Here is a 24,609-nt window from a genome sequence, read left to right on the forward strand (position 1 = left end):
CGATGGGGCGGAACCGTGCCGCGCGCCTGGCGTGGCGCGTGTCGCGGACGGGAGTCCGCTCAGATACCGCGTGCCAGGGCGGCGACCACGAACCGGGCGATGATGACGACGAGCATCACGATCGTCCAGCCGAAGTCGAGCGCCACCGGCCCCAGGCGGAGCGGCGGGAGGACCCGTCGCACCGCTCGGATGGGCGGATCCGTGATCGTGTAGACGAACTCGGACACCACGAGCATGCCCCCGCGCGGACGCCAGGAGCGGTTGAAGCTCTGCACGAGGTCGAGCGCGAAGCGCCCCCACATCACGAAGAAGTACAGGAGCAACGCGAGGGAGATGATCCCTAGGATCACGGACACGATGGGGCTCGCTCGTCTCGGGCGAGCGTCGTCAGACGACGCTCAGGGGCGGGTGTGCCGGGTACGGCTCAGGACTGGGCGAAGAAGTTCGCCTCGATGTCGGACTCTACCTCAGCAGGCTCACCGCTCACTGCGACGTGCGCCGGCGACAGGAGGAAGACCTTGTTGGTGACGCGCTCGATCTTGCCGAACAGCCCGAGCGACAGACCGGAGGCGAAGTCGATCATGCGTCGAGCGTCACCCTCGGTCATCTGCGAGAGGTTGATGATGACGGGGATGCCGTCGCGGAAGCTCTCGGCGATGGACTGGGCGTCCTTGTACTCGCGCGGGTGGACGGTGAGGATCTCGTTCATTTCCTGGACCGGGGTCGCCTTCTGTGCGGTCGTGTGCGAGCGGCGGAGCGGAGTGACCTGGGCGCCGCGCTGGTGGGTGTGCGTCTTGGTGGGAGCCGGCACCGCTGCGGGAACGGCCACCGGGGCTGCTGCCGCGGCGGGGGTCTCCTGCGGTTCGGCGGCCGCCGGAGCAGCCGCTGCGGCCTGGCGAGCAGGGGCTGCCTGCTGGCGCGCGGGCTCGGCCTGCTGCTCGTCCTCGTAGTCGAGTTCCTCGTCGGCGAGGCCGAGGTAGACCATCGTCTTCTTCAGCGGGTTGGCCATGGTTCCTCCGGGGTTCGTGCTCGTGGTGCCCTGCAACGAGGCTAGGGTGCGAGCGGCCGGTTTCCCGTGATTGCGGTGCCGATCCGCAGGTGTGTCGCGCCCTCGAGGATCGCCTCGGCGTAGTCCCCGCTCATGCCGGCCGAGATGTCGGTGGCACCGGGCTCGAGCGCCACGACCCGCTCGGAGATCGAACGGAGCCGGGCGAAGGCTGGACGGGGTTCCTCGTCGAGGGGTGCGACGGCCATCACACCCCGCAACCGGATCGTCCCGGTGGCCAGCACGCGCTCCACCATCGCCTCGACGTCGTCCGGCTGCACCCCACCACGGCCGGGGTCGTCGGTCAGGTTCACCTGCACGAACCCGTCGATGACCGGCGGTTCCGGCTCGGCCTCGGTCGGGGCGAACGCGTCGACGACGGAGCCACGGTCGAGCGACTGCACGACGTGGGCGTACCGACGGGCCTGCCGGGCCTTCTTCGACTGCAGCTGCCCGACGAAGTGCCAGGTCAGGTCGAGGTCGGCGAGTTCCGCAGCCTTGGCCTGTGCCTCCTGGTGGCGGTTCTCCCCCACGTCCGTCACGCCGAGTGCGGCCAGCTCGCGCACGAGGGACGCCGGGTGGTACTTCGTGACGACGACGAGCGTGAGTTCGTCGGGCGAGCGCCCTGCGGCGCGCGCCGCGCCGGCGATGCCCCTCCGGACGGACGCAACGCGCGCCTCCAGTCCGTCGTCGTGAGACGAGGCCTGGAGGCGCGTGTCGGCTACCACGGGCGGGTTACTTCAGGAAGTCGGGGACGTCGAGCTCGTCGTCGTCGTCGAACGCCGGGTCGGCGGCGCGCTGCACCGGCGGCTGGTGTTCCTGCGAGGCCCAGGACGGGCTCGACGTGGTGGAGTCCTCGATCGCGCCGGTCGAAGCGGCGACGGGTGCCGAGACACTCGACTCCGGGTCGACGTAGCTGGAGCGACGCTCCTTCTGCTGCTGCGCCGGCTCGCCACCATCGAAGCCCGCGGCGATGACGGTGACGCGGACCTCGTCACCCAGGGTGTCGTCGATGACCGCACCGAAGATGATGTTCGCCTCGGGGTGCACGGCTTCCTGCACCAGACGAGCGGCGTCGTTGATCTCGAAGATGCCGAGGTTCGAGCCGCCCTGGATCGAGAGCAGCACGCCGTGCGCACCGTCGATCGAGGCCTCGAGCAGCGGCGACGCGACGGCGAGCTCGGCCGCCTTGATCGCACGGTCGGCACCGCGCGACGAACCGATGCCCATGAGCGCGGAACCCGCACCCTGCATGACGCTCTTCACGTCGGCGAAGTCGAGGTTGATCAGGCCGGGGGTGGTGATGAGGTCGGTGATGCCCTGCACGCCGGCCAGGAGCACCTGGTCGGCCGTGGCGAACGCCTCGACCATGGAGATGCCACGGTCGCTGATCTCGAGCAGGCGGTCGTTCGGCACGACGATGAGCGTGTCGACCTCGTCCTTGAGGCCAGCGACGCCGTTCTCGGCCTGGGACTGGCGGCGCTTGCCCTCGAAGCTGAACGGCTTCGTGACGACACCGATGGTCAGTGCGCCGATGGACTTCGCGATGCGCGCGACGACCGGAGCACCACCGGTGCCGGTGCCGCCGCCCTCGCCCGCGGTGACGAACACCATGTCGGCGCCGGCCAGGGCCTCTTCGATCTCCTCGGCGTGGTCCTCGGCGGCACGACGGCCGACCTCGGGGTCCGCGCCGGCGCCGAGCCCGCGGGTGATCTCGCGGCCGACGTCGAGCTTGACGTCGGCGTCGCTGAGCAGCAGTGCCTGGGCGTCGGTGTTGATCGCGATGAACTCGACCCCACGGAGACCGAGCTCGATCATGCGGTTGACGGCGTTGACGCCGCCGCCGCCGACACCGACGACCTTGATGACGGCGAGGTAGTTGTGGTTCGTGGTCACGTCAGTCAGGCCTCCGGTAGAACCCTCAACCTCTACTTGAAGTTCAGGGGCAATGCTGGTAGATGTGGTGCTGGCTTCGACGCTACGGGTGCGTTCGGCGCACTGTCGCCCCGCCACGCCGCGTGTCGCCGATCAGGTCCGGCAATTCAGTCCTTCGCGCGGATCACGCCGTTGTCCGGTGCCGACACGTCGTACTCGACGACGACGCCCGGGTTCCGCGCCTCGTGATCCTTGACCAACGCGGCGAGCAGCGCGGCCTTCGCGTCCGAGTCGTCCGGGCTCCCCCACACGACGGTCGAGCCGTCCTTGAGGGTCAGGGTGACGTCGTCGGCGGTGGACCCGGCGACGCGGGTGACCTGGGACCGGACCGTCGACGGCAAGGCCAGCACGACCTCGGTCATCGTGCGGAAGCTCGAGGAGCCCAGGCGTGCACGGGCGATGTCGGCGAGCGGCATCGTCGCCGGACGCTTCGGCGACGACTGCACGACGATGCCGGCGGGGTCGACGAGGTCGAACGTGCTGCCGGACCGCACGGCGACCACCGGCGTGCGCTCGGTGACCGTGACGACGAGCGTGTGCGGCGGCGCCTCTTCGGTCACGTAGCTCTCGATCAGCGGGAACCCGGCGACGTCGCGCTTGATCGCGGCGAAGTCGAGCCGGGCCAGGGGTGTGCCGATCTGGTCGGACAGCGCCTGGCGCAGGGCCGTCTCGTCGACGCGGTTGGTCCCCTTGACCTCGATCGTGCGGAGCGCCATCAGCGGCGAGAACACCGCGACCAGGATCGAGACCCCGAGCACCAGGACGACGCTCGCCGCCGTGATCCAGGCGGCGCGACGGTGCCGGCTGCGCCGGGTGAACCGGCGGACCTCGGCACGCTCGAGCAGGCGACGGCGACGCTTCGCGATGCGCGCCTCGCGGGCGGTCTCCGCGGCGCGCACCCGCGCCCCGATGGGCGCCTCGGCGTGCTGCTCCGTCCGGGAGGCACTGCTCGCGTCGAGGACGTCGGTCACGGTCGCGTCGTGGTCGCGTCCACTGCCCGCCGCGCCCCCGGACGGTCGTCGCGCCCCGTCTCCTCGGGGCGCGTTGCCCGCGTCGGGGCGCGGGTCGCGGTGGTCCTCGTCCGGCGTGTACTCGCGCAGGCGGTCGGCGACGGCCCCGAAGCCGGCGCCGACGCGGCGGCCGGCCGCGCCCGCGAGGGCGCCGACGCGGTCGCGCGTCGAGTCGGCGGCATCGGTGGTCGGATCTGCGCCCGCGGACGGCCGTCGCGCCCCGACACTCGGGGGCGCACCGACCGCTGGGGGGCGCGTGCCGGAGGCACCGGGTGCCGGAGTGCTGCCCGGGGTGGTGGGGGCGGGGGTCTCGACGGCCGCAGCCGACTCGTCGGACGCGGGACGGGCCTCCCGGTCGTCGGCGACACGGCCGCGGAACGGCAGCCGCGGCTTCGAGGGACCACGACGCTGCCGGGGCGCTTCCGCGGCCTCGGCCGGGGCGTCCTGGCGGGCGTCCCCCTCGTCGAACCCCTCGGGGCGCTTCACCGGGACGACGCTCCGTCGGTGCCCAGGGCGTCGAGCACCTGCGGGATGATCCGGTACACGTCGCCGCAGCTGAGGGTCATGATGATGTCGCCGTCCCGGGCGACCGCGGCCGCACGGGCCGCAGCGTCGTCCCAGTCGGGCAGGAACTCGACGCGCGACTGGTCGGCGAAGCGCTCCTGCACCAGGGCACCGGTCACGCCGGGCTCCGGGTCCTCGCGGGCGCCGTAGACGTCGAGCACGACCGTGTGGTCGGCGAGTTCCTCGTACACCTTGGCGAAGTCGCCGGCCATCAGACGGGTGCGGGAGTACAGGTGCGGCTGGTGGATCGCGATGATGCGGCCGTCCCCGACCACGTTGCGGGCGGCCTTGAGCGCGGCGGCCACCTCGGTCGGGTGGTGCGCGTAGTCGTCGTAGACCGAGACCCCGCGCTCGACCCCGTGCAGCTCGAAGCGGCGCTGGGTGCCGCCGAACGCCTCGAGCCCGCGGATCGCGTCGACCGGGGCGACGCCGAGACCGGTCAGCACCGCGAAGGCACCGACGGCGTTGATCGCGTTGTGCCGGCCGGGCACGCGGAGGGTCAGGTGGTACGCCTGACCACCCGCGCGGAAGTCGACCTCGACGCCGGCGGACTCGGTGATGCCCTCGATGCGGACGTCCGCGTCGGCGGCCTCGCCGAAGGTGACGATCTCGGGGGCGTCCGGGCGCTGGCGGATGCCGGCCGTGACCGTCTTCGCACCGGCGTCGTCGCTCGAGATGACGACGCGCTGGCTCGCCTTCGCGGCGAACTCGACGAAGGCCTCGGTGAAGGCCTCTTCGCTGCCGTAGTGGTCCAGGTGGTCGGCGTCGACGTTCGTGACGAGGGCCACCGCGACGTCGTAGAGCAGGAACGAGCCGTCGGACTCGTCGGCCTCGACGACGAACAGGTCGCTGGACCCCGGGGCCGAGCTGGTGCCGAGGGACTGGATGACGCCGCCGTTGACGAAGCTCGGGTCGAGACCGAGCTCGACCATGGCGGTGACGATCATGCCGGTCGAGGTGGTCTTGCCGTGCGCACCGGCGACCGCGACCAGGCGGTGCTCGGCGATCAGGGCGGCGAGGGCCTGCGACCGGTGCAGGACCGGCAGGCCGCGGCGCTGGGCCTCGAGGAGCTCGGGGTTGTCCGGCCACAGTGCGCTCGTGACGACGATGCTGTCCGCCTCGCCGACGTTCGCGGCGTCGTGCCCGATGTGCACCGTCGCACCGAGGTCGCGCATCGTGCCGGTGGTCTCCGTCTCGCGGGAGTCACTGCCGGTCACGCGGTGGCCGGCCGCGAGGAACATCCGGGCGATCCCGCTCATGCCCGAGCCGCCGATGCCGACGAAGTGCACCGTGCCGAGGTCGTCCGGGATCGGCTGGGTCAGGTCCGGCTTGATGGTCATCGTTCCTCCGTGGTGCTGGGGGCCGCCTTCGCGGCGTCGAGGACCAGGTCCGTCATCCGGTCGGCGCCGTCGCGGTGGCCCACGCTGCCCGCCCGCACGGTCATGTCCGCGATGCGGGAGCGGTCCTGCAGGATGCTCAGCAACTGGAACGTCACCCAGTCGCGGTCGAATTCCCCGTCGGCCACCAGGACGGCTCCCCCGGCGTCGACGACGTCCTTCGCGTTGTGACGCTGCTCGCCGTTGCCCACCGGGTACGGCACGAGCACGCTCGGCAGTCCGACGGCCGTGAGCTCGCAGACCATGCCGGCGCCGGCGCGCGACACGACGAAGTCGCTCGCCGCGTAGGCCAGGTCCATCCGGTCGCAGTACGGCAGCACGTGGTAGCCCTCGAGGTCGCTCGGGCCGATGGCCGACGCGGCGCCCACGACGTGCAGGACCTGCCAGCCGGCACCGACGATCGCGGCGGCCGACTGGTTGATCGTCCGGTTGATGCTCCGCGCGCCCGAGGACCCACCGGTGACGAGCAGGACCGGCCGGTCCGGGTCCAGCCCGAACTCGGCGAGCCCCTCGGCACGGGAGGCACGGCGGTCGAGTGACTCGATCTCGCGACGGAGCGGCATGCCCACGACGCGGCCGTGGCGCAGGCGCGTGTTCGAGAAGGTCAGGCCGACGTGCTCGGTGAGGAACGCGGCGAGGCGGTTCGCCAGCCCGGGCTTCGCGTTCTGCTCGTGCACGACGATCGGGGTGCCGGTGCGGCGGGCGGCGATGTACGCCGGAGCGGCCGCGTAGCCACCCACACCGAGCACCACCTCGATCTCGTGGTCGCGGATGATCTGCTCGGTCCGCTTGACCGCCGCCGCGAAGCGCTGCGGGAAGCGCAGGGCCGCACTGTTCAGCTTCCGCGGGAACGGCAGGCGCGGGATCGTCAGCAGCTCGTAGCCGCGCATCGGGACGAGGCGGGACTCCAGGCCCTCGGCGGTGCCCAGCACGAGGACCTCGGCGCCGGGCTCCCGCTCGGTCAGCCGGTCAGCGACCGCGAGCAGGGGGTTGACGTGGCCGGCGGTGCCGCCGCCGGCGAAGAGGTACTTGCTCACCGCAGTGATCCGTTCGTGGAGGTCCGGCCGAGTGGGGCGTTCGTCAGGCCGGGGTCGTTCTTGCCGGGCAGGTCACGGGCGAAGGAGAGCACGACGCCGATCGCCACCAGGGTCATGATGAGGGCCGAACCACCGGCCGAGATGAGTGGCAGGGGCACACCGAGCACCGGCAGCAGGCCGAGCACGACCGCGATGTTGATGAGTGCCTGGCCGATGATCCACGCGAGGATGCCGCCGGTGACCGTCTTGACGAAGGGGTCGCGGGACTGCCGGATGATCTTGATCATGCCGACGGCGAGCACGACGAACAGGCTCAGCACCACGACGGCACCGATCAGGCCGAGCTCCTCGCCGATGATCGCGAAGATGTAGTCGTTGTCCGCCTCGGGCAGCCACGACCACTTGGCCTTCGAGTTGCCGAGGCCCACGCCGAACACCCCGCCGGACGCGAGCGCCCACATGCCGTGCACGGGCTGCCAGCAGATGTCCTGGTACTGGCTGGAGTCGGTGCACCCGGACAGCCATGCGCTGATGCGCGTCGACCGCGAGGCCGACGCCATCGTGACGAAGGGCAGCATCACGGCGAACGCAGCCAGGCCGACGAGCAGGTGCCGGGCGCGGACACCGCCGATGTACAGGGCGCCGAACACCAGGATGAGCATGACCATCGCCGTGCCCTGGTCGCCACCCAGGACCACGAGCCCGAGTGACAGCATCGAGGCGATCCCGATCGGGATGAAGACCTCTTTCCAGTCGTCGAGCTTCTCCCGCTTGACGTAGAGGATCGCGCCGATGCCGAGCACCAGGCCGAGCTTGACGACCTCGGACGGCTGCGCGGTGAACGACCCGAGCTTGATCCAGTTCCGGTTGCCCTGGATGTCGAGACCGAGCGGCGTGAACACGAGCAGCTGCAGCACGAGCGCCGCACCGAGCAGCCGCATCGCCCACTTCCGCCAGATCCGGGTCGGGACCCGGCTCGCGATGAGCATGAGCGGCACGCCGAGCACGGCGTACAGGCCCTGGCGGGAGGCCGCCCCGAAGAAGTCGTGGGTCGCCGCGTACTCCTCGACGCTCGACGAGGACAGCACCATGACGACGCCGAAGACGACGAGGAACAGCGTGACGCCGAGGATCGTGTAGAAGGTGCTGGACTCCGCGACGAAGACGTTCTTGACGGCGACGATCGCGCCGTTCGTCCGTCGTGGGGTCGACGCGGTCCGGCCGTTACGCCTGTTCGGAAGATCCGTCGGTGTCGTCGCCATCGACTTCTCCTCCCAGGTGTTCGTTGACCGCGGCCGCGAAACGCTGCCCCCGGTCGGCGTAGGAGCCGAACTGGTCGAACGACGCCGCCGCCGGGGCGAGGAGGACCGTGTCGCCCGGCCTCGCGACCGATGCGGCATGCCGGACCGCCTCGCGCATGACCTGATCAGTGTCCGTCGTCTCGACCTGGAGCACGGGGACCGCGGACGCGTGTCGCGCGAATGCCTCGAGCACCGGGGCCCGGTCGGTCCCGATGACGACGACGGCGCGGACGTCCGGACCGAAGCGCTCGACCAGGCCGTCGATGTCGACGCCCTTGAACAGGCCCCCGACGATCCACACGACGGTGTCGAAGGACGCCAGGGACGCGGTGGCGGCGTGCGGGTTCGTGGCCTTGGAGTCGTCGACCCAGGCGATGCCCTCGGACTCTGCGACGAGCTCGGTGCGGTGGTGGTCGGCACGGAAGGCCCGGACGGCCGTCTGGATGGCGCTCGGCTGGACGGTGCCGGCACGTGCCAGCGCAGCGGCGGCCAGGACGTTCATGGTCATGTGCGGGCTGGCGAGCCCGGCGGCCTCGAGGTCGGCGACCGTCGAGAGCTCGAGTGCACTGTTGCGGCGGTCCTCGTTGAAGGCCCGGTCGCACAGGACGTCCTCGACGATGCCGACGTCACCGGGGGCGGGGACACCGGGGGTGAAGCCGACCGCTCGGCAGCCCTCCACCACGTCGGCCTCCTGCACCATCTGCCGGGTGACCTCGTCCGAGGTGTTGTAGACGCACGCCATCACGGTGCGCTCGTAGACCTTGGCCTTCGCCGCGCGGTACGCCTCGGCGGAACCGTGCCACTCCAGGTGGTCGTCGGCGATGTTCAGGCAGGCACTCGCGAGGGGCACCACGGCACCGTCGCCGGAGGTCGCCATGTAGTGCAGCTGGTGACTCGACAGCTCGACGACGAGCACGTCGTATCCGACCGGGTCGCGGACGACGTCGAGCACCGGCACGCCGATGTTCCCGCACGCCACGGCACGCAGGCCGCCGGCCTCGTACATCGCGGTCGTCAGCTGCGTCGTCGTGGTCTTGCCGTTCGTGCCGGTGATCGTGATCCACGGGGCCGCGACCGGGCCGCGGACGACCTTGTCGCGGACACGCCAGGCGAGCTCGATGTCACCCCAGACGGTGCTGTTCACCACCGACCACTGGACGGTGGCGTTGTGCGGGGGCAGCCCCGGCGACACGACCACGACGTCGGGCGCCTGCGCGACGAGCGCGTCCGGCACGGTGTCGAGCGGCGTCTGCAGGAACCGGGCACCGATGACGTCGAGCAGCTCGACGCTGTCGGCCGGGGCGTCGGACGAGTAGACCGTCACCTCGCTGCCGAGCTCGACGAGGGTGTCGGCGACCGAGAACCCGGTGGCACCCAGGCCGAGGACGGCGACGTTCAGCCCCTTCCACCCTTCGGCGTGCCAGCTGTCGAGGGACTCGAGACGGGACGACGAGGACACCGGGTCAACCAACGCTTGCGATCCATTCGAGGTAGAAGAGCCCGACCCCCGCCGCGACGAAGAGTCCGGCGATGATCCAGAAGCGGACGACGACCGTCACCTCGGCCCACCCCTTCAGTTCGAAGTGGTGGTGCAGCGGACTCATCAGGAAGATGCGCTTGCCGTGGGTGATCTTGAAGTACGCACGCTGCAGGATGACCGAACCGGTGACGATGAAGAACAGGCCACCGATGAGGACCAGCAGCAGCTCGGTGCGGCTGAGGATCGCGAGGCCGGCCAGGGCACCGCCGAGGCCGAGCGAACCGGTGTCGCCGAGGAAGATCTGTGCCGGCGAGGTGTTGTACCAGAGGAACCCGATGAGCCCACCGCAGACCGCGGCCGCGACCACGGCGAGGTCGAGCGGGTTCGCGACGGTGTAGCAGGCGTGTGCGGTGTCCGAGTCGAGCCGGGTCCCGCCGCAGATCTGGTTCGACTGCCAGAAACCGATGATGACGTACGAGCCGATCGCCAGGATGCTCGATCCCGTCGCCAGGCCGTCGAGGCCGTCGGCGACGTTCACGCCGTTCGACGTGGACACCGTCAGCAGGACGATCCAGCCGAGGAACAGCACCGTGCCGATGACGGTGCCGAGCGCCATGAAGTCGAGCCACGGCACGTCGCGGACGGCCGAGATCATCGTGGATGCCGGGGGCTTGCCGTTCGACGTGGGCACGACCAGTGCGATCGTGGCGAAGATGACGCCGACGATGACCTGGCCGAGGATCTTCGCCCAGCCACCGAGCCCGAGGCTCCGCTGACGCCGGACCTTGAGGAAGTCGTCGATGAAGCCGACGAACCCGAGCCCGACCATCAGGAACAGCACGAGCAGGCCGGACAGCGTGATCGAGTCGCCTCCGATCAGGTGGCCCACGAAGTACCCGATCACCGCACCGATGATGAGGACGATGCCACCCATCGTGGCGGTGCCGCGCTTGGTGTGGTGGGACTGTGGGCCGTCGTCACGGATGAACTGCCCCCACCCGAGACGGTGGAAGAGCTTGATGAAGAACGGGGTGAGCAGCAACGTGAACACCAGCGACGTGGCGCCGGCGATGAGGAGCGCGATCATTCGGTGACACCTCCGAGGCGGTCGCCGAGGAATCGCAGTTCGGCAGACTTCGAGGACTTGACGAGGACGACGTCGCCGGGGCGGAGCATCTCCTGCATGGCACGGACGGCGTCGTCGACGTCCTCGATGTACACGGACTCGCCGTCCCACGATCCCTCGAGGGTGGCGGCCTGGTGGATGGGCATCGCGCCGCGGCCGACGACCACGAGCTGTCCGATGCCGAGGCGGACGACGAGCCGACCGATGCGGTCGTGCTCCTCGACGGAGAACTCACCGAGCTCGGCCATCTCACCGAGCACGGCGACGGTCCGCTCGCCCGGGCGCACGATCTGCGCCAGGGTCCGCAGCGCCGCCGCGGTGGAGTCGGGCGACGCGTTGTACGCGTCGTTGATCACGGTGACGCCCTCGGGGCCGCCCTGGAGCAGCTCCATGCGCCAGCGCTCGGCGCGCGTCATCGACGCGAGCGCCGCGGCGCCGTCGGCGAGCGGCACGCCCCACAGGTGGGCGACGGTGAGCGCGGCGGACGCGTTCATCGCGTGGTGCTCACCCAGGATCGCGAGGCGCACGTCGACGTGATCCGGGCCTCCAGACAGGGTTGCGTCCGTCGGACGGTCGCCTTCGGGGCGGACGGGAGGCGCGGTGAGGGTGAAGCGGGTGCCGCTGCGGTCCGTCTCGATGCCGGTGATGCGGTAGTCGGCCTCGGCCGACGTGCCGAAGCCCACCACGCGCGCGGCCGTCAGGTCGCGCATCGACGCGACGCGGTCGTCGTCGACGTTGAGCAGGGCCGTGGCGGTCTCGGGCAGGTCGGTGACCATCTCGGACTTCGCGCGCTGCGTCGCCTCGATGCCGCCGAACTCGCCGGCGTGCGCGAGGCCCACCTTGAGGACGACACCGAGGTCGGGCTCGGCGATCGACACGAGCTTGGCGATGTGGCCGACGCCGCTCGCGCCCATCTCGACCACCAGGTACCGGGTGCCGTACGTGACGCGGAGCATCGAGATCGGTGCGCCGACGTGGTTGTTGAACGAGCCCTCGGGTGCGATCGTCGCGCCGTGCTGCTCGAGGATCGTGCGGAGCATGTTCTTCGTGCTCGTCTTGCCGTTCGAGCCGGTGATGCCGACGACCCGCAGGGGTGCCGGGCGACCGTCGGCGTCGACGCGGTCCGCGGTGCTCATCCGGACGCGGGTGACGACCTCGTGCGCGAGCGCAGCGAGGGCCTCGTAGCCGTCGGTGACGACGATCTGCGGCGCGGTGGTGTCGACACGCTCCGGCGTGATCACCAGGGCGGCACCGGCGTCGACCGCGGCGGGCACGAAGCGCCGGCCGTCGGTGACCTCGCCGGGCAGGGCGAAGAAGACGCTGCCGGGACGGACCAGGCGGGAGTCGGTCTCGACCGAGCCCTCGACGACCAGGTCGCCGGGCTCGACGACGTCGGTCGCCTGGGCGCCGCCGATCAGCTCGCCGCTGACCGCGGTGGCGATCTCGGCGAGCGTCATGGCGATCATCGGACGTCCTCCGCCGGACCGGAGTTCGGCTCCCAGCCGGCCTCGCGGAGGGCCGCACGGGCCTCGTCGCGGGCGGAGTACGGCGTGCGGACACCCTGGATGTCGCGGTAGTCCTGGTGGCCCGGGCCGGCCCAGAGGATCGAGTCCCCTTCACCGAGCAGGCCCACCGCGGTGCGGATCGCGGCCTCGGGCGGGCTGACCTCGTGGATCTCGTGGTCCGGGTAGGCGGCGCGTGCAGCGTCGACCAGGGTCTTCCGGATCGACGCGGCGTCCTCGAAGCGGGGGTGGTGGTCGGTGACGACGAGGATGTCGCTGCCGGCGGCGGCCACGCGGGCCATGTCGCCACGCTTCGTGGTGTCGCGGTCACCGTCGGCGCCGAACAGCATCAGCACCTTGCCGGCGGTGAACTGCCGGACCGCGGCGAGCGTGTTCTCGAAGGCGTCGGCGCTGTGGCCGAAGTCGACGTAGACGCTCGGCCCGTGCTCGCCGGAGACCCGCTCGGTGCGACCGGGCAGGTAGCACTCGATGGCGGAGACGCGCTCGGACGCACCGTCACGCTCACGGTCGCCCGATCCGTCCTCGTCGGGGTAACGGCGGTGGTTGCTCTCGAGCGCGTGCGCGATGGCACCGAGCTCGAATCCGCCCTCGACCAGCATGACGATCGCCAGTGCGGCGTTCGCGGCCATGTGCCAGCCGATCAGGGGCACACGGGTCGTGAGCTCGCGACCCTCGGGACCCGTCAGGCGGAACTCGGTGTAGGCGGCGTGTGCCTCGACGATGTCGACGTGCCACTCGGCCTCGACGTCGGGGTGCACCGTGATGGTGGTGACCGGGATGCGGGAGTCCTGCACCACGCGGTGGCCCCAGTCGGTGTCCAGCGAGACGACGCCGCGGCGGGCGTGCTCGGGCTGGAACAGCGGGAGCTTCGCCTGGTAGTACTCCTCCATGTCGGCGTAGTCGTCGAGGTGGTCGTGCGACAGGTTCGTGAAGGCCGCGACGTCGAAGACGATGCCGTCGACGCGGTGACGGCTGAGGGCCTGGGCACTGACCTCGACGGCGACGGCGCGGACCTCGCTCTCGCGCATGCGAGCGAGGAGCGCGTGCATCTCGCTGGCCTCGGGCGTGGTCAGGCGGCTCGTCACGCTGAGCGAGCCGATGTGGCGCTCGGCGGTGGAGCTCAGGCCGGTCACCAGGCCGAGCTGCTTGAGGATGCCCTCGAGGATGTAGGACGTGCTCGTCTTGCCGTTCGTGCCGGTGACGGCGAACAGCTGCGGCAGGTCGGTGGCCTCGTCGGGGTGGGTGCGGTAGACCCACGCGGCGACGTCGCCCAGGGCTGCGCGGGGATCGTCGACGACGAGCACCGGCAGGCCGGACGGCTCGACGAGTGCGACGCCGTCCTGGTCGGTCAGGACGGCGACCGCGCCGCGCTCGGCGGCCTCGGTCGCGAACTGGGCGCCGTGCCGGTTCGCGCCGTGCACGCCGACGAACAGGTCACCCGGCTGCACCTCGGTGGCACTCAGCGTGACGCCGGTGGTCTCGAGGGTGTCGACCGAGCCGACGACACGCAGACCGAACGCGTTCGCGAGTTCGGCGACGGCCCTCGGGGTCGGGTGTTCGGGTCGGAGGACCGGGGGGATCCGTGCGGACAAGTGTTCCTTCTTCCTCACCACGTGGACGGGTAGAGCTTCGCCTCGGACGCGGAGGGGGCTACTCGGTACTTCTCGAGCACCTGGGACATGAGTGTGCGGAACGCCGGAGCCGCTCCGCTGGACCACTTGTTGGTCTGCGGCTTCGTGAACGTCACCGTGACAACATACTGGGGGTCTTCGGCGGGTGCCATTCCGGCCACCGACGTGATGCGCTGACCGCCGTAGCCCTGCGACCCCTCGGCCACCTCGGCGGTGCCGGTCTTCGCGGCGATGTTGTAGCCCGAGATAGGCTTCATGCCCACCAGCGTGCCGCCCGTGACGACGCTCTGCAGCATGTCGGTGACCTGCGTGGCGGCGGCTGCGGACACGACGCGCTGCTTCTGCACGTCGGGCGCGTCGATCGTCTTGCCGTCGGCCGTGGTGCAGCCCTTGACGAAGTGCAGCGGGATCCGGACGCCGTCGTTCGCGATCGTCTGGAACACGCTCGCGACCTGCACGGCCGTCGTCGAGATGCCCTGGCCGAACATCGAGTTGATGTTCGTCTGCTGGTCCCAGTTCGGGCTCGTGCCGTAGTCCATCGAGGGCTGGCCCGGGTAGTCGATGGCCGTCTCCGGCTCGAACAGCCCGAACTTCTTCATGTAGTCGAAGCGCTGCTGGGCCGTCAGCCGTGCCCCGAGCTCGGTGATGCCGACGTTCGACGAGTTCTGCAGGATGCCGGTCAGCGTCAGGTTCTCGGTGGGGTGGAACTCCGAGTCGTGGATCGTGCCGCCCCAGGGGAACGTGCGCGAGTACGGCACGACGGCCTGGTCGGTGGGAGTCGACTTGCCCTGGTCGATCAGCGCGGCGGCGATCGCGGCCTTGATCGTGGAACCCGGCTCGTACGACGCCGTCAGGGCCCGGGAGCCGAAGGCACCCTTGTCGGTCGTGGCATCGACGTCGTTCGGGTCCACGGTCGGGTAGTCGGCGACCGCCAGCAACTCGCCCGTCTTGACGCTCGTGACGGTGGCCGTCGCGGACTCCGCCTGCAGGGTCTTGGCGGCGGACGCGATGGTCTGCTGCGCCATGTACTGCAGGTCGCTGTCGATCGTCGTCTCGAGCGTGCCGCCGTCCTTGGCCTTCTTCGTGGTCACGGTGCTGCCGGGCAGCTGGACGCCGTCCTCGCCACGCTCGTAGGTCTCCGAGCCGTTGGTGCCGGCCAGGCACTGGTCGTAGGCGTACTCCAGGCCGGCCTGGGCGCCGTCGGTCCCCATGAACCCGGTCAGGTTGCCCGTCGTCGCAGCGGTCGGGTAGACCCGCGACGCCTGCTGTTCCTTGTAGATCCACGGGATGCCGAGGTCGACCACGGCCTCGTAGTGCCGGACGTCGAGGCCCTTGATCAGGTACGCGAAGTCGGACTTCGGGTTCGCGGCGATGTTCTTCCGCATGGTCGCGACGTCACCGCCGGAGGCCTTCGCCAGGGCGTCGAGTGCGGTGCTGACGCTGACGTCCTTGATGCGGGTGCCGCCGAGCTTGCCCTTGAACTGCTTGACCAGGCGCGGCGAGGTCGTGATGTTGTACCGGGTCACGCTGTCGGCGAGTTCGGTGCCGTTGCGGTCCACGATCGCGCCACGGGTGCCGTAGATCGTCACGGGGATGCTGCGCTTCTGGGCCGACGCCTCGTTCAGCACCGATGCCTGGACGACCTGGATGTCGACGAGCCGGACCACGAACACCCCGACCAGGGCGATCACGGCGAGCATCACGATGCTGTAGCGCAGGCGTCGGTTGCGGATCGTCTTCGTCACGCGGTGCGGTCCTTCCCGGGCGGTGCTGAGGGTGCGGCGGACCCGCCGGTCACCGGGTGGAGGGTGCCTGGAGCGGGTTCGCGTCGGACTCTACGGACGACTTCGCCGTCCCCTGGTCCGACGCGCTGGCGCCGCTGGTCTTCTCAGACGCGGCAGGTGCGGACGTGTCCGCGGCGGTGCTGCCTGCGGCGGCACTGCCTGCGGCGGGGTCGCCGGGGTTGCCCGTTTCCTTGCTCGTCGACGTGGCGCCCGGCTGGGTGGCCAGCGGCACGTCGTTCAGCAGAGAGTTCGGCACCTGGTTCTCGGTGGACGCGGTTGCCTCGTCGGGCTTCGCCGGGGTCGGCGTGCCGTACACCCGGCCGGTCTTCGGGTCCAGGTACACCGGCGTGGAGTTCGCGATCATCCCGAGCGCCTGCGCGTTGCGGGCCAGGTTCTGCGGCGAGTCCAGCACCCGGAGTTCCTCGGACAGCGACTGCTGCGTGCGGGACAGGTTGGTCTGCTCCGTCGACAGCGAGTTGAGCGTGTAAGCGCCCTGGCTGAGCACCATGCTGATGCCGAGCTGGGCCAGCAGCAGGATCCCGAGCGCGGCGACGGCCACGACGGCGTACCCGATGCGGGGACGGGCCCGGCGCTGGGCCGCGGTGGGGGTGACCTCGACCAGCTCGGGGCGGTGCTGACGGTCGGGGCGCGGGGCCCGCGACGGGACGACCGCAGGGTCGACGAGTGCGAGGTTCGTGCTCATGTCAGTTCCGGATCCGCTCGGCCGCGCGCAGTCGCACGGGGGTTGCTCGGGGGTTGGCGGCGCGTTCGGCCTCGTCGGCCAGCTCAGCGCCCTTGACGATCAGGGAGAAGGTGGGGGCGTGCTCGGGCAGCTCCACCGGCAGGTCGGCGGGGGCGCTCGACTTCGTGCGCTCCACCAGGGCCCGCTTGACGATTCGGTCCTCGAGGGACTGGTAGGACTCGACGACGATGCGGCCACCGACCGCGATGGCGTCGAGGGCCGCCGGGATCGCCCGCTCGAGCACGCTCAGTTCGGCGTTCACCTCGATGCGGAGCGCCTGGAAGACGCGCTTGGCCGGGTGCCCCTGGCGCTGGACGGCGACCGGGGTCGCGTCGTGCAGCACCTGGACCAGGTCGCCGGACATCTCGAACGGCTTCGTCGCCCGCCGCTCCACGATGGCTCGTGCGTAGCGGCCGGCGAGCTTCTCCTCGCCGTAGCGCTGGAAGATGCGACGCAGTTCGCCCTCGTCGTAGGTGGCCAGGACGTCGGCGGCGGTCTGCCCCTCGGTCCGGTCCATCCGCATGTCGAGCGGGGCGTCCTGGCTGTACGCGAACCCGCGCTCGGCCCGGTCGAGCTGCAGCGAACTCACACCGAGGTCGAACAGCACGCCGTCGACCTTCGTGAAGCCCTCGCCCTGGATCGCGTCGACGATGCCGTCGTACACGGTGTGCACGAGCCGGACGCGGTCACCGAAGCGGGACAGACGGTCCCCCGCGATGCCGAGGGCGTCGGTGTCGCGGTCGAGTCCGATGAGCGTGAGCTCCGGGAACCGCTCGAGCAGGCCCTCGGAGTGACCACCCATGCCGAGCGTGGCGTCGACGACGACCTTGCCCGGGCCCTCGAGCGTCGGCGTGAAGAGGTCGACGATGCGCTGGAGCATCACCGGCGTGTGCGGGAAGCGTGGCGTCTCGTTGTCGTTGTCGGCCATGTGCAGCCCCTCGTCTCCTGGGCCGTGGGTCCGGATCCCCATCCATGCGACCTGACACCGGGGAAGTGATGTCAGGGCTTCACGGCTGGGAGTCCCGATCCGCGGATCAGAAGATCCCCGGGATCACCTCCTCGTCGTTGTCGGCGAATGCCTCTTCGGCTTCGGCGTAGTAGGCCTCCCACGCGGGGGTGGACCAGATCTCGGCACGGTCACCGCTGCCGATGACCGTGAGGTCCCGCTCGAGCCCCGCGTACTCGCGGAGGTTCTGCGGGATCGTCACGCGGTTCTGCTTGTCGGGCTGTTCCGCGCTGGCCCCCGAGAGGAACAGGCGCATGTAGTCCCGGGTGCGCTTCGACGTCATCGGGGCGGTCCGGATGCGCTCGTGGAGTTCCTCGAACGTCCGGGCGCTGAAGACCACGACGCAGCGTTCCTGGCCGCGGGTCATGACGAGCCCGCCGGACAGTTCGTCCCGGAACTTGGCGGGGAGGATCACGCGACCCTTCTCGTCGAGCTTCGGGGCATGAGTACCGAGCAGCACGTCGGGCCTCCCCTCCGCTCCACCGGACCGTTGCAAGCCCCACTTTACTCCACTCCCCTCCCCCGGACCAGGATTCCGCACCCTTTTCGGCCCTCGACACCCCTACTGGGGGCATGCGCCCAGGAATGCATCCCGCAGATGCAGCCCGAGAAGCCCGGATCCATGCGGTTCTGGGCGGCAGGAGCGTGTGTGGAGGAAAGTGGAGGACTTTCGCAGCCGGTGGAGCACGTCGGGGCGCGCCGCGGTCGCACAGTCGGCTCCACCACGCCCGGCCGCCGGTCGGCGTGTGGTCGCGACGTGCCGCCGCCGCGACGCCGAGTGGTCACGAACCGTCGCTCACGCGCTCCCCAGCCGACAGTTCGTGACCCCCCGGCGACCTCCGCACGGCATGTCGTGACCACTCGCGCGCACACCCCGCGTGCGGCGTCGGTCCACCCCGGCCGGGAGGCCCGCCCCACCTCCGCCGCGGCGCTCCCGCGGGCGCACGGCCGGCTCCACCACGCCCGGCCGCCGGTCGGCGCGTGGTCACGACGCGCCGCCGAGGCGACGGCGAGTGGTCACGAACCGTCGCTCGCGCGCCCCCCAGCCGATAGTTCGTGACCCCCCGGCGACCTCCGCACGGCATGTCGTGACCACCCGCACGCACACCTCGCGCGCACACCCCGCGGCTCCGGCTCCGCCCCGCGGCCCCGGCCCCGGCCCGAACCCGCCCGCGCCCGGGAACACGAAACGGGGCCGGCCCGAAGGCCGACCCCGTGGAGGAGTGTGGAGGGAGCCCGACCGGCTCCGGTCAGCTACTGACCCTGGTCGTTCCGCTTGTCCCAGCGGTCGTTCATGCGGTCCATGAAGGACCCGCCGCCACCACCACCGCTGGCAGACGGACGCGCCGACCCACCGGATGCGGGCTTGCCCGGCCGAGCGGGCTTCGCCTTCGGGGCACGCATGCCCGGGCGCAGCGCGAACAGGACACCGGCGAGCATCACGACGAAGCCGAGGATGCCCAGCAGCGGCGCCTTGATGACCAGGCCGACGATGACGACGGCGATCCCGGCGAGTGCGCCGAGGACCCCGAGGGTGATGGCTGTGTACGTCGGACGACCCTGTCGACGTGTGACACGAGCCACGAAATCGGAATCGTTCTGGTAGAGGCTGCGCTCCATCTCTTCGAGAAGGCGCTGCTCCTGTTCCGAGAGCGGCATCTTGGTTCCCTCTGTTCCTGGGATCGACGCGGGGTTGAAAAACGCGGGTTGGGTGGACCGATTCTATGCCTCGACCACTCCACTAGGGTAGGGATCGTGGCTGAGAGTACGCGATTAGTGGACCTCGTATCGGCGCGTATCGACCGGGCACTCGACGAGCAGCGTGAGCGGCTCCTCGCGATCAGCCCCGACCTCGCGCCGTTCGACCGGTACGCCCGAGACCTGTTGTCCGGCGGCAAGCGCTTCCGGGCCCTGTTCTGCTACTGGGGATGGCAGTCGGTGGCGGGCCGTTCCGGTTCGTTCGACCCGCTGGCCGAGGGGTCCCGGCAGACCACCGCCGAAGCGATCGTCACGGTCGCCGCCGCGCTCGAGGTCTTCCACGCCGCCGCCCTGGTGCACGACGACATCATGGACCGCTCGGACACCCGTCGTGGGCGTCCGGCCGCGCACCGCCGCTTCGAGTCCCTGCACGAGGAGTCCGGTTTCGTCGGCGACCGCGGGCAGTACGGCACGAACTCGGCGCTGCTCCTCGGCGACCTGCTGCTCTCGCTGAGCGACTCCGTCTTCGACGAGGGCCTCGCGCTCCTCGACCCGGTGCGGGCCCGCATCGTCCGCCAGGAGTTCCACGCGATGCGCCTCGACGTCACGGCGGGGCAGTACCTCGACGTGCACGAGGAGACCGCCTGGCCCGTCATCGACGAGTCCGAGCACCTGCTCCGCGCCCAGCGCGTCATCGTCTTCAAGTCGGCGAAGTACTCGATCGAGGCACCCCTGGTCATCGGTGCCCTGGTCGCCGGCGCGAGTGACTCCCAGCTCGAGGGCCTCCGCGCCTTCGGACTCCCCCTCGGCGTGGCCTACCAGCTGCGCGACGACATGCTCGGCGTGTTCGGTGACCCCGGGGTCACCGGGAAGCCCGCGGGCGACGACCTGCGCGAGGGCAAGCGCACCGTCCTCATCGCCTCTGCGCGCAAGACCCTGGCGAGTGGGCCGCGGCAGCTCCTGGACGAGCTCCTCGGCGACCCGGACCTCGACGAGGAGCAGGTGCGGATGCTCCGGGCGACCCTCACCGAGTCCGGCGCCGTGGCCGCCGTGGAACGGTCGATCGATCGGCACGTGCAGCGCGCCAAGGCGGCGCTCGACGCGTCGCCGCTGACGCCGTCGGCACGCGAACAGCTCGCGTCGCTGGCCGACACGGTCAGCCGCCGGTCGTCCTAGACACCTCTCGATCCACCGGCCTCGCAGGCTCGCCCGGCGCTGGCGCCGCGCGCCGCTGGCGCGTCGCACATGCGGGGCGGACAGGAGGCCCGGTGCCAGCTGGCACCGGGCCTCCTGTCCGACCGGAACGCGTCTAGAGCAGCGACTGGGCGACGCGGCGCACCTCGGCCTTGCGACCGGCGCGCAGCGCCGCGATCGGCGTGGTGCCCATCGCGTCGTCGACGGTGAGCATCCAGCGCACCGCCTCGTCGTCGGTGAAGCCGTTGTCGCCGAGCACGATGAGCGTGCCGCGGAGTTCGGGCATCGGCTCGCCGTCCTCGAGGAACTCGACCGGCACCCGCAGCACACCGCCGACACGGGCGGCGAGGAGGGTCTTCTGCTCGAAGAGTCGGTGGATCCGTCCGGGGCTCGTGCTGAACATGTCCACGAGCTCGGGGACGGTCAGCCAGCGTTCGGAGAGGGTCAGGTCGTCGGCGGGTGCGGCACTCACACTCCCATGGTGCCAGAGTGACCGCCCGGGTGAATCCGTAACGTTCGTCACATTCGTCACATCCACCACATCTGACTCTCTGGTTGACTTGGGAATCAGGCCATGCCAGCGTTGTGGCACCTGTGAGTGCGCGCACGCGTGCGCACGCCTCAGTCGAGATCAGGAGAGACCCGTGGACCACGCTGCAGACGAAGTCGCCCGGCGCGCACGATCCGCCCGGTTCGCCACCATGCCCATCGTCCTCGCGGGCACGATCGCCGTGACCGCCGGCCTGACCGGTCCGGTCGCACACGCCGAGCCGCGGCACGACGACGCCGACGCGAACCACAAGCGTCACGTCGACCAGGACCGCGTCCTCACCGACCGCCCGGTGTTCGGCACCGCGGTCGCACGGCCGTCACAGACCGTCGTCCGGACGGTCGCCGCCACCGCGAAGGCCCCCACGACCGCTGTGCCCACGAACTACACCGTCCACCACGGCGACACGGTCTCGGGCATCGCCGCCCGGTTCGGCCTGTCGGCGCAGGAGATCCTCGTGCGCAACGGCCTCGGCTGGAACACGATCATCCACCCGGGCCAGACGCTGCACCTGGCGTCGACCCCCGCCGTCACAACCGCTGCCGTCCGGACGTCCGGGGCCACGAGCGGCTCTGGGACGAACACCTCGAGCTACCACGTGAAGCAGGGCGACACGGTCTCCGCCATCGCCTCCCGCGTCGGCGTGTCGACCACGGCGCTCCTCCGCGCGAACGACCTGTCACAGCGCAGCGTCATCTACCCGGGGCAGACGCTCCGGGTCCCGCACGGCACGTCCTCGTCGACGTCGGTGTCCACGGCGTCGGCGCCGTCGACCGGGTCGAGCGTCAAGATCAGCGCCGGTGACACGGTCGCCTCGATCGCCGCCGCCCACCACGTCTCCGTCAAGTCGCTCCTGTCGGCGAACGGCCTGTCGTACACGAGCACCATCTACGCCGGCAAGACACTCGTCATCCCGTCGTCGAACGCCACTGCCGCACCGGCGGTCGCCGCCAGCGCAGCGGTCAGCGGTGCCGTGGGCCTGAGCGCCGAGCAGCGACAGAACGCGGCGACCATCGTCGCCGTCGGTCGCTCCATGGGCGTCCCCGACCGCGGCATCGTCGTCGCCCTCGCCGCCGCGATGCAGGAGTCCAGCCTGCGGAACATCCCACACGGCGACCGCGACTCGGTCGGTCTGTTCCAGCAGCGCCCGAGCCAGGGGTGGGGCCCCGCGGCGACGCTGCAGGACCCGGTGCACGCCACCAAGCTGTTCTTCGGTGGTCGGGACAACCCGAACGCCGGCAAGACGAGTGGGCTGCTCGACGTGCGCGGCTGGTCCTCGATGAGCATCACCGATGCGGCCCAGGCCGTGCAGCTCTCCGCCTACCCGAAGGCCTACGCCAACTGGGCGACGGCCGCCGAGGGCTGGCTGGCGACCCTCTGAGCCTCATCCGGAAGATCGAGATTGGGTCACGACCGGTGCGCCGGTGCGTCCGGCTGCCGTCTCGATTCGTAGAATGCCGCCGATGACCACCAACGCCGCCACGGACCCCATGATCGGTCGCATGATCGATCAGCGGTACCGCGTCCGCTCGCGCATCGCGCGCGGGGGCATGGCGACCGTCTACCTCGCGACCGACGTGCGCCTCGAGCGACGCGTCGCCATCAAGATCATGCACGGGCACCTGGCCGACGACCAGGCCTTCCGTGAGCGCTTCATCCAGGAGGCCCGGTCGGCCGCCCGGCTGTCGCACCCGAACCTGGTGGGCGTGTACGACCAGGGCGCCGAGGGCGAGACCGCCTACATCGTCATGGAGTACATCCCCGGCATCACGCTGCGGGACCTGCTGCAGGAACACCACGCCCTGACCCCCGAGCAGGCCACGGACATCCTGCGCGCCGTGCTGGCGGGCCTGGCGTCCGCGCACCGCGCCGGCATCGTGCACCGCGACCTGAAGCCCGAGAACGTCCTGCTCGCCGACGACGGCCGCATCAAGCTCGGCGACTTCGGCCTGGCCCGGGCCACGACCGCGAACACGGCGACCGGCGCGGCCCTGCTCGGCACGATCGCCTACCTGTCCCCCGAGCTCGTGACCCGCGGCGCCGCCGACTCGCGCAGCGACATCTACGCGCTCGGCATCATGCTCTACGAGATGCTGACCGGCGAGCAGCCCTACAAGGGCGAGCAGCCGATGCAGATCGCGTACCAGCACGCCAACGACTCCGTCCCGGCCCCGAGCGCCGCCGTGTCCGGGGTGCCGCCGGAGCTCGACGAGCTGGTCGCCTGGTCGACCGCGCGCGACCCCGAGGACCGTCCCCGCGACGCCCGCGAGATGCTCGACCACATGTCGGGCAACCAGCAGCGGGCGACCGGTCAGTACCGCACCGCCGTGCTCCGCCCCGAGAACGGGACCGCGATCCTGCCCTCCGGCGGCGGGGGAACGCTCGGCGCCGCAGCGGCCGCCGCCTCGGTCGGAGCCGCAGGTGCCGGTGCTGCCGACGAGACCGCCATCATCGACCGGGCGGGTGACCGCGACACCGGTGACCGCGTTCGGACGCCCGCGCGGGCCCGCACCAACGCCCCGGGGCCCCGTCGCACCGGTGCCCAGCCCGGCGTCCTGTCCCCCGCCGGCCAGCGGCTCGCCGACCAGTCGGCGAAGCGTCGGAAGCGCGGCTGGATCGCCCTGTCCGTGGTCGTCGTGCTCGCGCTGATCGGAGCCGGCTTCGGCTGGTACTTCGGCCCGGGGCCCGGTGGCAACGTGCGCATCCCGGAAGTCGCGGGCAAGTCGGTCTCGCAGGCCCGACAGCTGCTCGAAGCACAGGGCCTGCAGGCGGCGTCGAAGACCGGGACACGGTTCGACGCCGTCGTCGCGAAGGGGCAGGTCTCCACGACCGAGCCGGCTGCGAGGCGCGAGGTGCAGAAGGGCACGGCGGTGCAGATCGTCGTCTCGAACGGCCCCCGGATGATCCCGCTGCCGGCGATCGTCGGGCAGCCGCTCTCCACCGTGACGGCCGCGCTCGACGACGACTTCGAACTGCAGGACGACCGGTACCAGTTCTCGGCAGACGCGCCGAAGGACACCGTGATCGCGGCGACCGGTCGGGCGTCCGGCGGCAAGGCGCTCGACCTGACGACGGTGAAGGCGTACGGCGAGACCGGGCGGATCACCCTGACGGTGTCGCTCGGCCCCGTGCCCGACGTGGTCGGGAAGACCGTCGACGAGGCCTCCGCCGAACTCGACGACGTCGGGCTCGTCCTCGGCGCCCGGACCGAGGAGTACAGCGAGACCGTCCCGACGGGGCAGATCGTCTCCGCCGCCGTGCAGGAGTCCCCCGCCGTGCGCGGGTCGGCGGTGGACGTCGTCGTGTCGAAGGGCCCGACGCCGATCACCGTGCCGAAGGACGGAGTGGTCGGCAAGACCATCAACGAGGCGACGAAGACCCTCGAGGACCTCGGCCTCAAGGTCTCCGTGCCCGACTGCACGAACATCCTCTGCGGCTTCTACGACTGGAAGTCGACGCTGCCCGTCACCGGCACCGATCCGGGCGCCGGCGCGACCGTGTACCGCGGCGACACGGTCACCCTGTCCTACGACCAGTAGGGCCGGCGCAGGCGCTGCATGGGCGGTGTGTGTCGCCAGAGCGACAT

The 24,609-nt window shown here is 70.9% G+C and carries 21 protein-coding genes; 3 read left to right on the forward strand and 18 right to left on the reverse strand.

The features are described 5' to 3' along the window. Positions 1 to 59 precede the first annotated feature (59 nt). The 17 genes from BOSE127_RS05585 to BOSE127_RS05665 form a co-directional block, all read right to left on the reverse strand. Positions 60 to 356, reverse strand: coding sequence for a YggT family protein (locus BOSE127_RS05585; protein WP_017886631.1), 297 nt, complete (start codon positions 354 to 356; stop codon positions 60 to 62). Between the two features lie 68 nt (positions 357 to 424). Then, complete coding sequence (locus tag BOSE127_RS05590) at positions 425 to 1,009, reverse strand: cell division protein SepF (protein ID WP_042537332.1); 585 nt, start codon at positions 1,007 to 1,009, stop codon at positions 425 to 427. Positions 1,010 to 1,050: 41 nt separating this feature from the next. Next, the gene (locus BOSE127_RS05595; RefSeq protein WP_042537334.1) at positions 1,051 to 1,773 is read right to left on the reverse strand and encodes a YggS family pyridoxal phosphate-dependent enzyme; all 723 of its coding nucleotides are present in this window, start codon (positions 1,771 to 1,773) and stop codon (positions 1,051 to 1,053) included. A gap of 7 nt (positions 1,774 to 1,780) precedes the next feature. After that, positions 1,781 to 2,941, reverse strand: coding sequence for a cell division protein FtsZ (gene ftsZ, locus BOSE127_RS05600; RefSeq protein ID WP_017886628.1), 1,161 nt, complete (start codon positions 2,939 to 2,941; stop codon positions 1,781 to 1,783). 146 nt (positions 2,942 to 3,087) lie between these two features. Next, positions 3,088 to 4,476: an FtsQ-type POTRA domain-containing protein gene (locus tag BOSE127_RS05605; RefSeq protein WP_159556487.1), complete on the reverse strand. Its 1,389-nt coding sequence runs from the start codon at positions 4,474 to 4,476 to the stop codon at positions 3,088 to 3,090. Next, entirely contained in the window at positions 4,473 to 5,894 is a 1,422-nt protein-coding gene (murC, locus tag BOSE127_RS05610; protein WP_017886626.1) for a UDP-N-acetylmuramate--L-alanine ligase, read from the reverse strand. The genes BOSE127_RS05605 and murC overlap by 4 nt, the downstream gene beginning before the upstream one ends. Beyond that, positions 5,891 to 6,988, reverse strand: coding sequence for an undecaprenyldiphospho-muramoylpentapeptide beta-N-acetylglucosaminyltransferase (gene murG, locus BOSE127_RS05615; protein ID WP_159556489.1), 1,098 nt, complete (start codon positions 6,986 to 6,988; stop codon positions 5,891 to 5,893). The genes murC and murG overlap by 4 nt, the downstream gene beginning before the upstream one ends. Then, positions 6,985 to 8,250 carry a putative lipid II flippase FtsW gene (gene ftsW, locus BOSE127_RS05620; protein ID WP_159556491.1) on the reverse strand — a complete coding sequence of 422 codons (1,266 nt, stop codon included), beginning with the start codon at positions 8,248 to 8,250 and terminating at the stop codon, positions 6,985 to 6,987. Before ftsW ends, murG begins: the two co-directional genes overlap by 4 nt. Then, positions 8,213 to 9,748 (reverse strand): UDP-N-acetylmuramoyl-L-alanine--D-glutamate ligase, encoded by a 1,536-nt coding sequence (gene murD, locus BOSE127_RS05625; RefSeq protein WP_159556493.1) that lies wholly within the window; start codon positions 9,746 to 9,748, stop codon positions 8,213 to 8,215. Before murD ends, ftsW begins: the two co-directional genes overlap by 38 nt. A 4-nt stretch (positions 9,749 to 9,752) precedes the next feature. Continuing rightward, positions 9,753 to 10,856, reverse strand: a complete 1,104-nt coding sequence (gene mraY, locus BOSE127_RS05630; RefSeq protein WP_017886622.1) for a phospho-N-acetylmuramoyl-pentapeptide-transferase — start codon at positions 10,854 to 10,856, stop codon at positions 9,753 to 9,755. Further along, positions 10,853 to 12,361, reverse strand: coding sequence for a UDP-N-acetylmuramoyl-tripeptide--D-alanyl-D-alanine ligase (locus BOSE127_RS05635; protein ID WP_159556495.1), 1,509 nt, complete (start codon positions 12,359 to 12,361; stop codon positions 10,853 to 10,855). The genes mraY and BOSE127_RS05635 overlap by 4 nt, the downstream gene beginning before the upstream one ends. Beyond that, positions 12,358 to 14,010 (reverse strand): Mur ligase family protein, encoded by a 1,653-nt coding sequence (locus BOSE127_RS05640; RefSeq protein WP_017886620.1) that lies wholly within the window; start codon positions 14,008 to 14,010, stop codon positions 12,358 to 12,360. The genes BOSE127_RS05635 and BOSE127_RS05640 overlap by 4 nt, the downstream gene beginning before the upstream one ends. Positions 14,011 to 14,024: 14 nt before the next feature. Continuing rightward, positions 14,025 to 15,794: a peptidoglycan D,D-transpeptidase FtsI family protein gene (locus BOSE127_RS05645; RefSeq protein ID WP_017886619.1), complete on the reverse strand. Its 1,770-nt coding sequence runs from the start codon at positions 15,792 to 15,794 to the stop codon at positions 14,025 to 14,027. A 49-nt stretch (positions 15,795 to 15,843) separates the two neighbouring features. Further along, complete coding sequence (locus BOSE127_RS05650) at positions 15,844 to 16,536, reverse strand: hypothetical protein (protein WP_159556497.1); 693 nt, start codon at positions 16,534 to 16,536, stop codon at positions 15,844 to 15,846. 1 nt (position 16,537) lies between these two features. Next, positions 16,538 to 17,503 (reverse strand): 16S rRNA (cytosine(1402)-N(4))-methyltransferase RsmH, encoded by a 966-nt coding sequence (gene rsmH, locus BOSE127_RS05655; protein WP_017886617.1) that lies wholly within the window; start codon positions 17,501 to 17,503, stop codon positions 16,538 to 16,540. 106 nt (positions 17,504 to 17,609) lie between these two features. After that, the gene (gene mraZ, locus BOSE127_RS05660) at positions 17,610 to 18,041 is read right to left on the reverse strand and encodes a division/cell wall cluster transcriptional repressor MraZ (RefSeq protein ID WP_017886616.1); all 432 of its coding nucleotides are present in this window, start codon (positions 18,039 to 18,041) and stop codon (positions 17,610 to 17,612) included. 794 nt (positions 18,042 to 18,835) lie between these two features. Then, on the reverse strand, positions 18,836 to 19,240 hold the full coding sequence (locus tag BOSE127_RS05665) for a DUF3040 domain-containing protein (RefSeq protein ID WP_031259427.1): 405 nt from the start codon (positions 19,238 to 19,240) through the stop codon (positions 18,836 to 18,838). Positions 19,241 to 19,336: 96 nt separating this feature from the next. Here BOSE127_RS05665 and BOSE127_RS05670 point away from each other — a divergent pair, with 96 nt between their 5' ends. Further along, complete coding sequence (locus BOSE127_RS05670; protein ID WP_159556499.1) at positions 19,337 to 20,455, forward strand: polyprenyl synthetase family protein; 1,119 nt, start codon at positions 19,337 to 19,339, stop codon at positions 20,453 to 20,455. Between the two features lie 133 nt (positions 20,456 to 20,588). Here BOSE127_RS05670 and BOSE127_RS05675 read toward each other — a convergent pair whose 3' ends face one another. Further along, positions 20,589 to 20,945, reverse strand: coding sequence for an Rv2175c family DNA-binding protein (locus tag BOSE127_RS05675; protein ID WP_017886613.1), 357 nt, complete (start codon positions 20,943 to 20,945; stop codon positions 20,589 to 20,591). Positions 20,946 to 21,117: 172 nt separating this feature from the next. On the opposite strand from BOSE127_RS05675, the gene BOSE127_RS05680 reads away from it, so the two are divergent. Next, a complete protein-coding gene (locus tag BOSE127_RS05680) occupies positions 21,118 to 22,404 on the forward strand; it encodes a LysM peptidoglycan-binding domain-containing protein (protein WP_236559509.1) in 1,287 nt (428 codons plus the stop codon). Between the two features lie 82 nt (positions 22,405 to 22,486). Further along, a complete protein-coding gene (pknB, locus tag BOSE127_RS05685; protein WP_159556501.1) occupies positions 22,487 to 24,562 on the forward strand; it encodes a Stk1 family PASTA domain-containing Ser/Thr kinase in 2,076 nt (691 codons plus the stop codon). Positions 24,563 to 24,609: the final 47 nt, after the last annotated feature.

The sequence above is a fragment of the Curtobacterium sp. 8I-2 genome, from assembly GCF_902506155.1.
Lineage (GTDB): Bacteria > Actinomycetota > Actinomycetes > Actinomycetales > Microbacteriaceae > Curtobacterium > Curtobacterium poinsettiae.

Bases quoted from the DNA above. Each gene is read 5' to 3' on its own strand.
- BOSE127_RS05650 (WP_159556497.1), bottom strand. From the start codon at position 16,536: ATGAGCACGAACCTCGCACTCGTCGACCCTGCGGTCGTCCCGTCGCGG.
- mraY (WP_017886622.1), bottom strand. From the start codon at position 10,856: ATGATCGCGCTCCTCATCGCCGGCGCCACGTCGCTGGTGTTCACGTTG.
- rsmH (WP_017886617.1), bottom strand. From the start codon at position 17,503: ATGGCCGACAACGACAACGAGACGCCACGCTTCCCGCACACGCCGGTG.
- murC (WP_017886626.1), bottom strand. From the start codon at position 5,894: ATGACCATCAAGCCGGACCTGACCCAGCCGATCCCGGACGACCTCGGC.
- BOSE127_RS05665 (WP_031259427.1), bottom strand. From the start codon at position 19,240: ATGCCGCTCTCGGAACAGGAGCAGCGCCTTCTCGAAGAGATGGAGCGC.
- BOSE127_RS05635 (WP_159556495.1), bottom strand. From the start codon at position 12,361: ATGATCGCCATGACGCTCGCCGAGATCGCCACCGCGGTCAGCGGCGAG.
- BOSE127_RS05590 (WP_042537332.1), bottom strand. From the start codon at position 1,009: ATGGCCAACCCGCTGAAGAAGACGATGGTCTACCTCGGCCTCGCCGAC.
- pknB (WP_159556501.1), top strand. From the start codon at position 22,487: ATGACCACCAACGCCGCCACGGACCCCATGATCGGTCGCATGATCGAT.
- ftsW (WP_159556491.1), bottom strand. From the start codon at position 8,250: ATGGCGACGACACCGACGGATCTTCCGAACAGGCGTAACGGCCGGACC.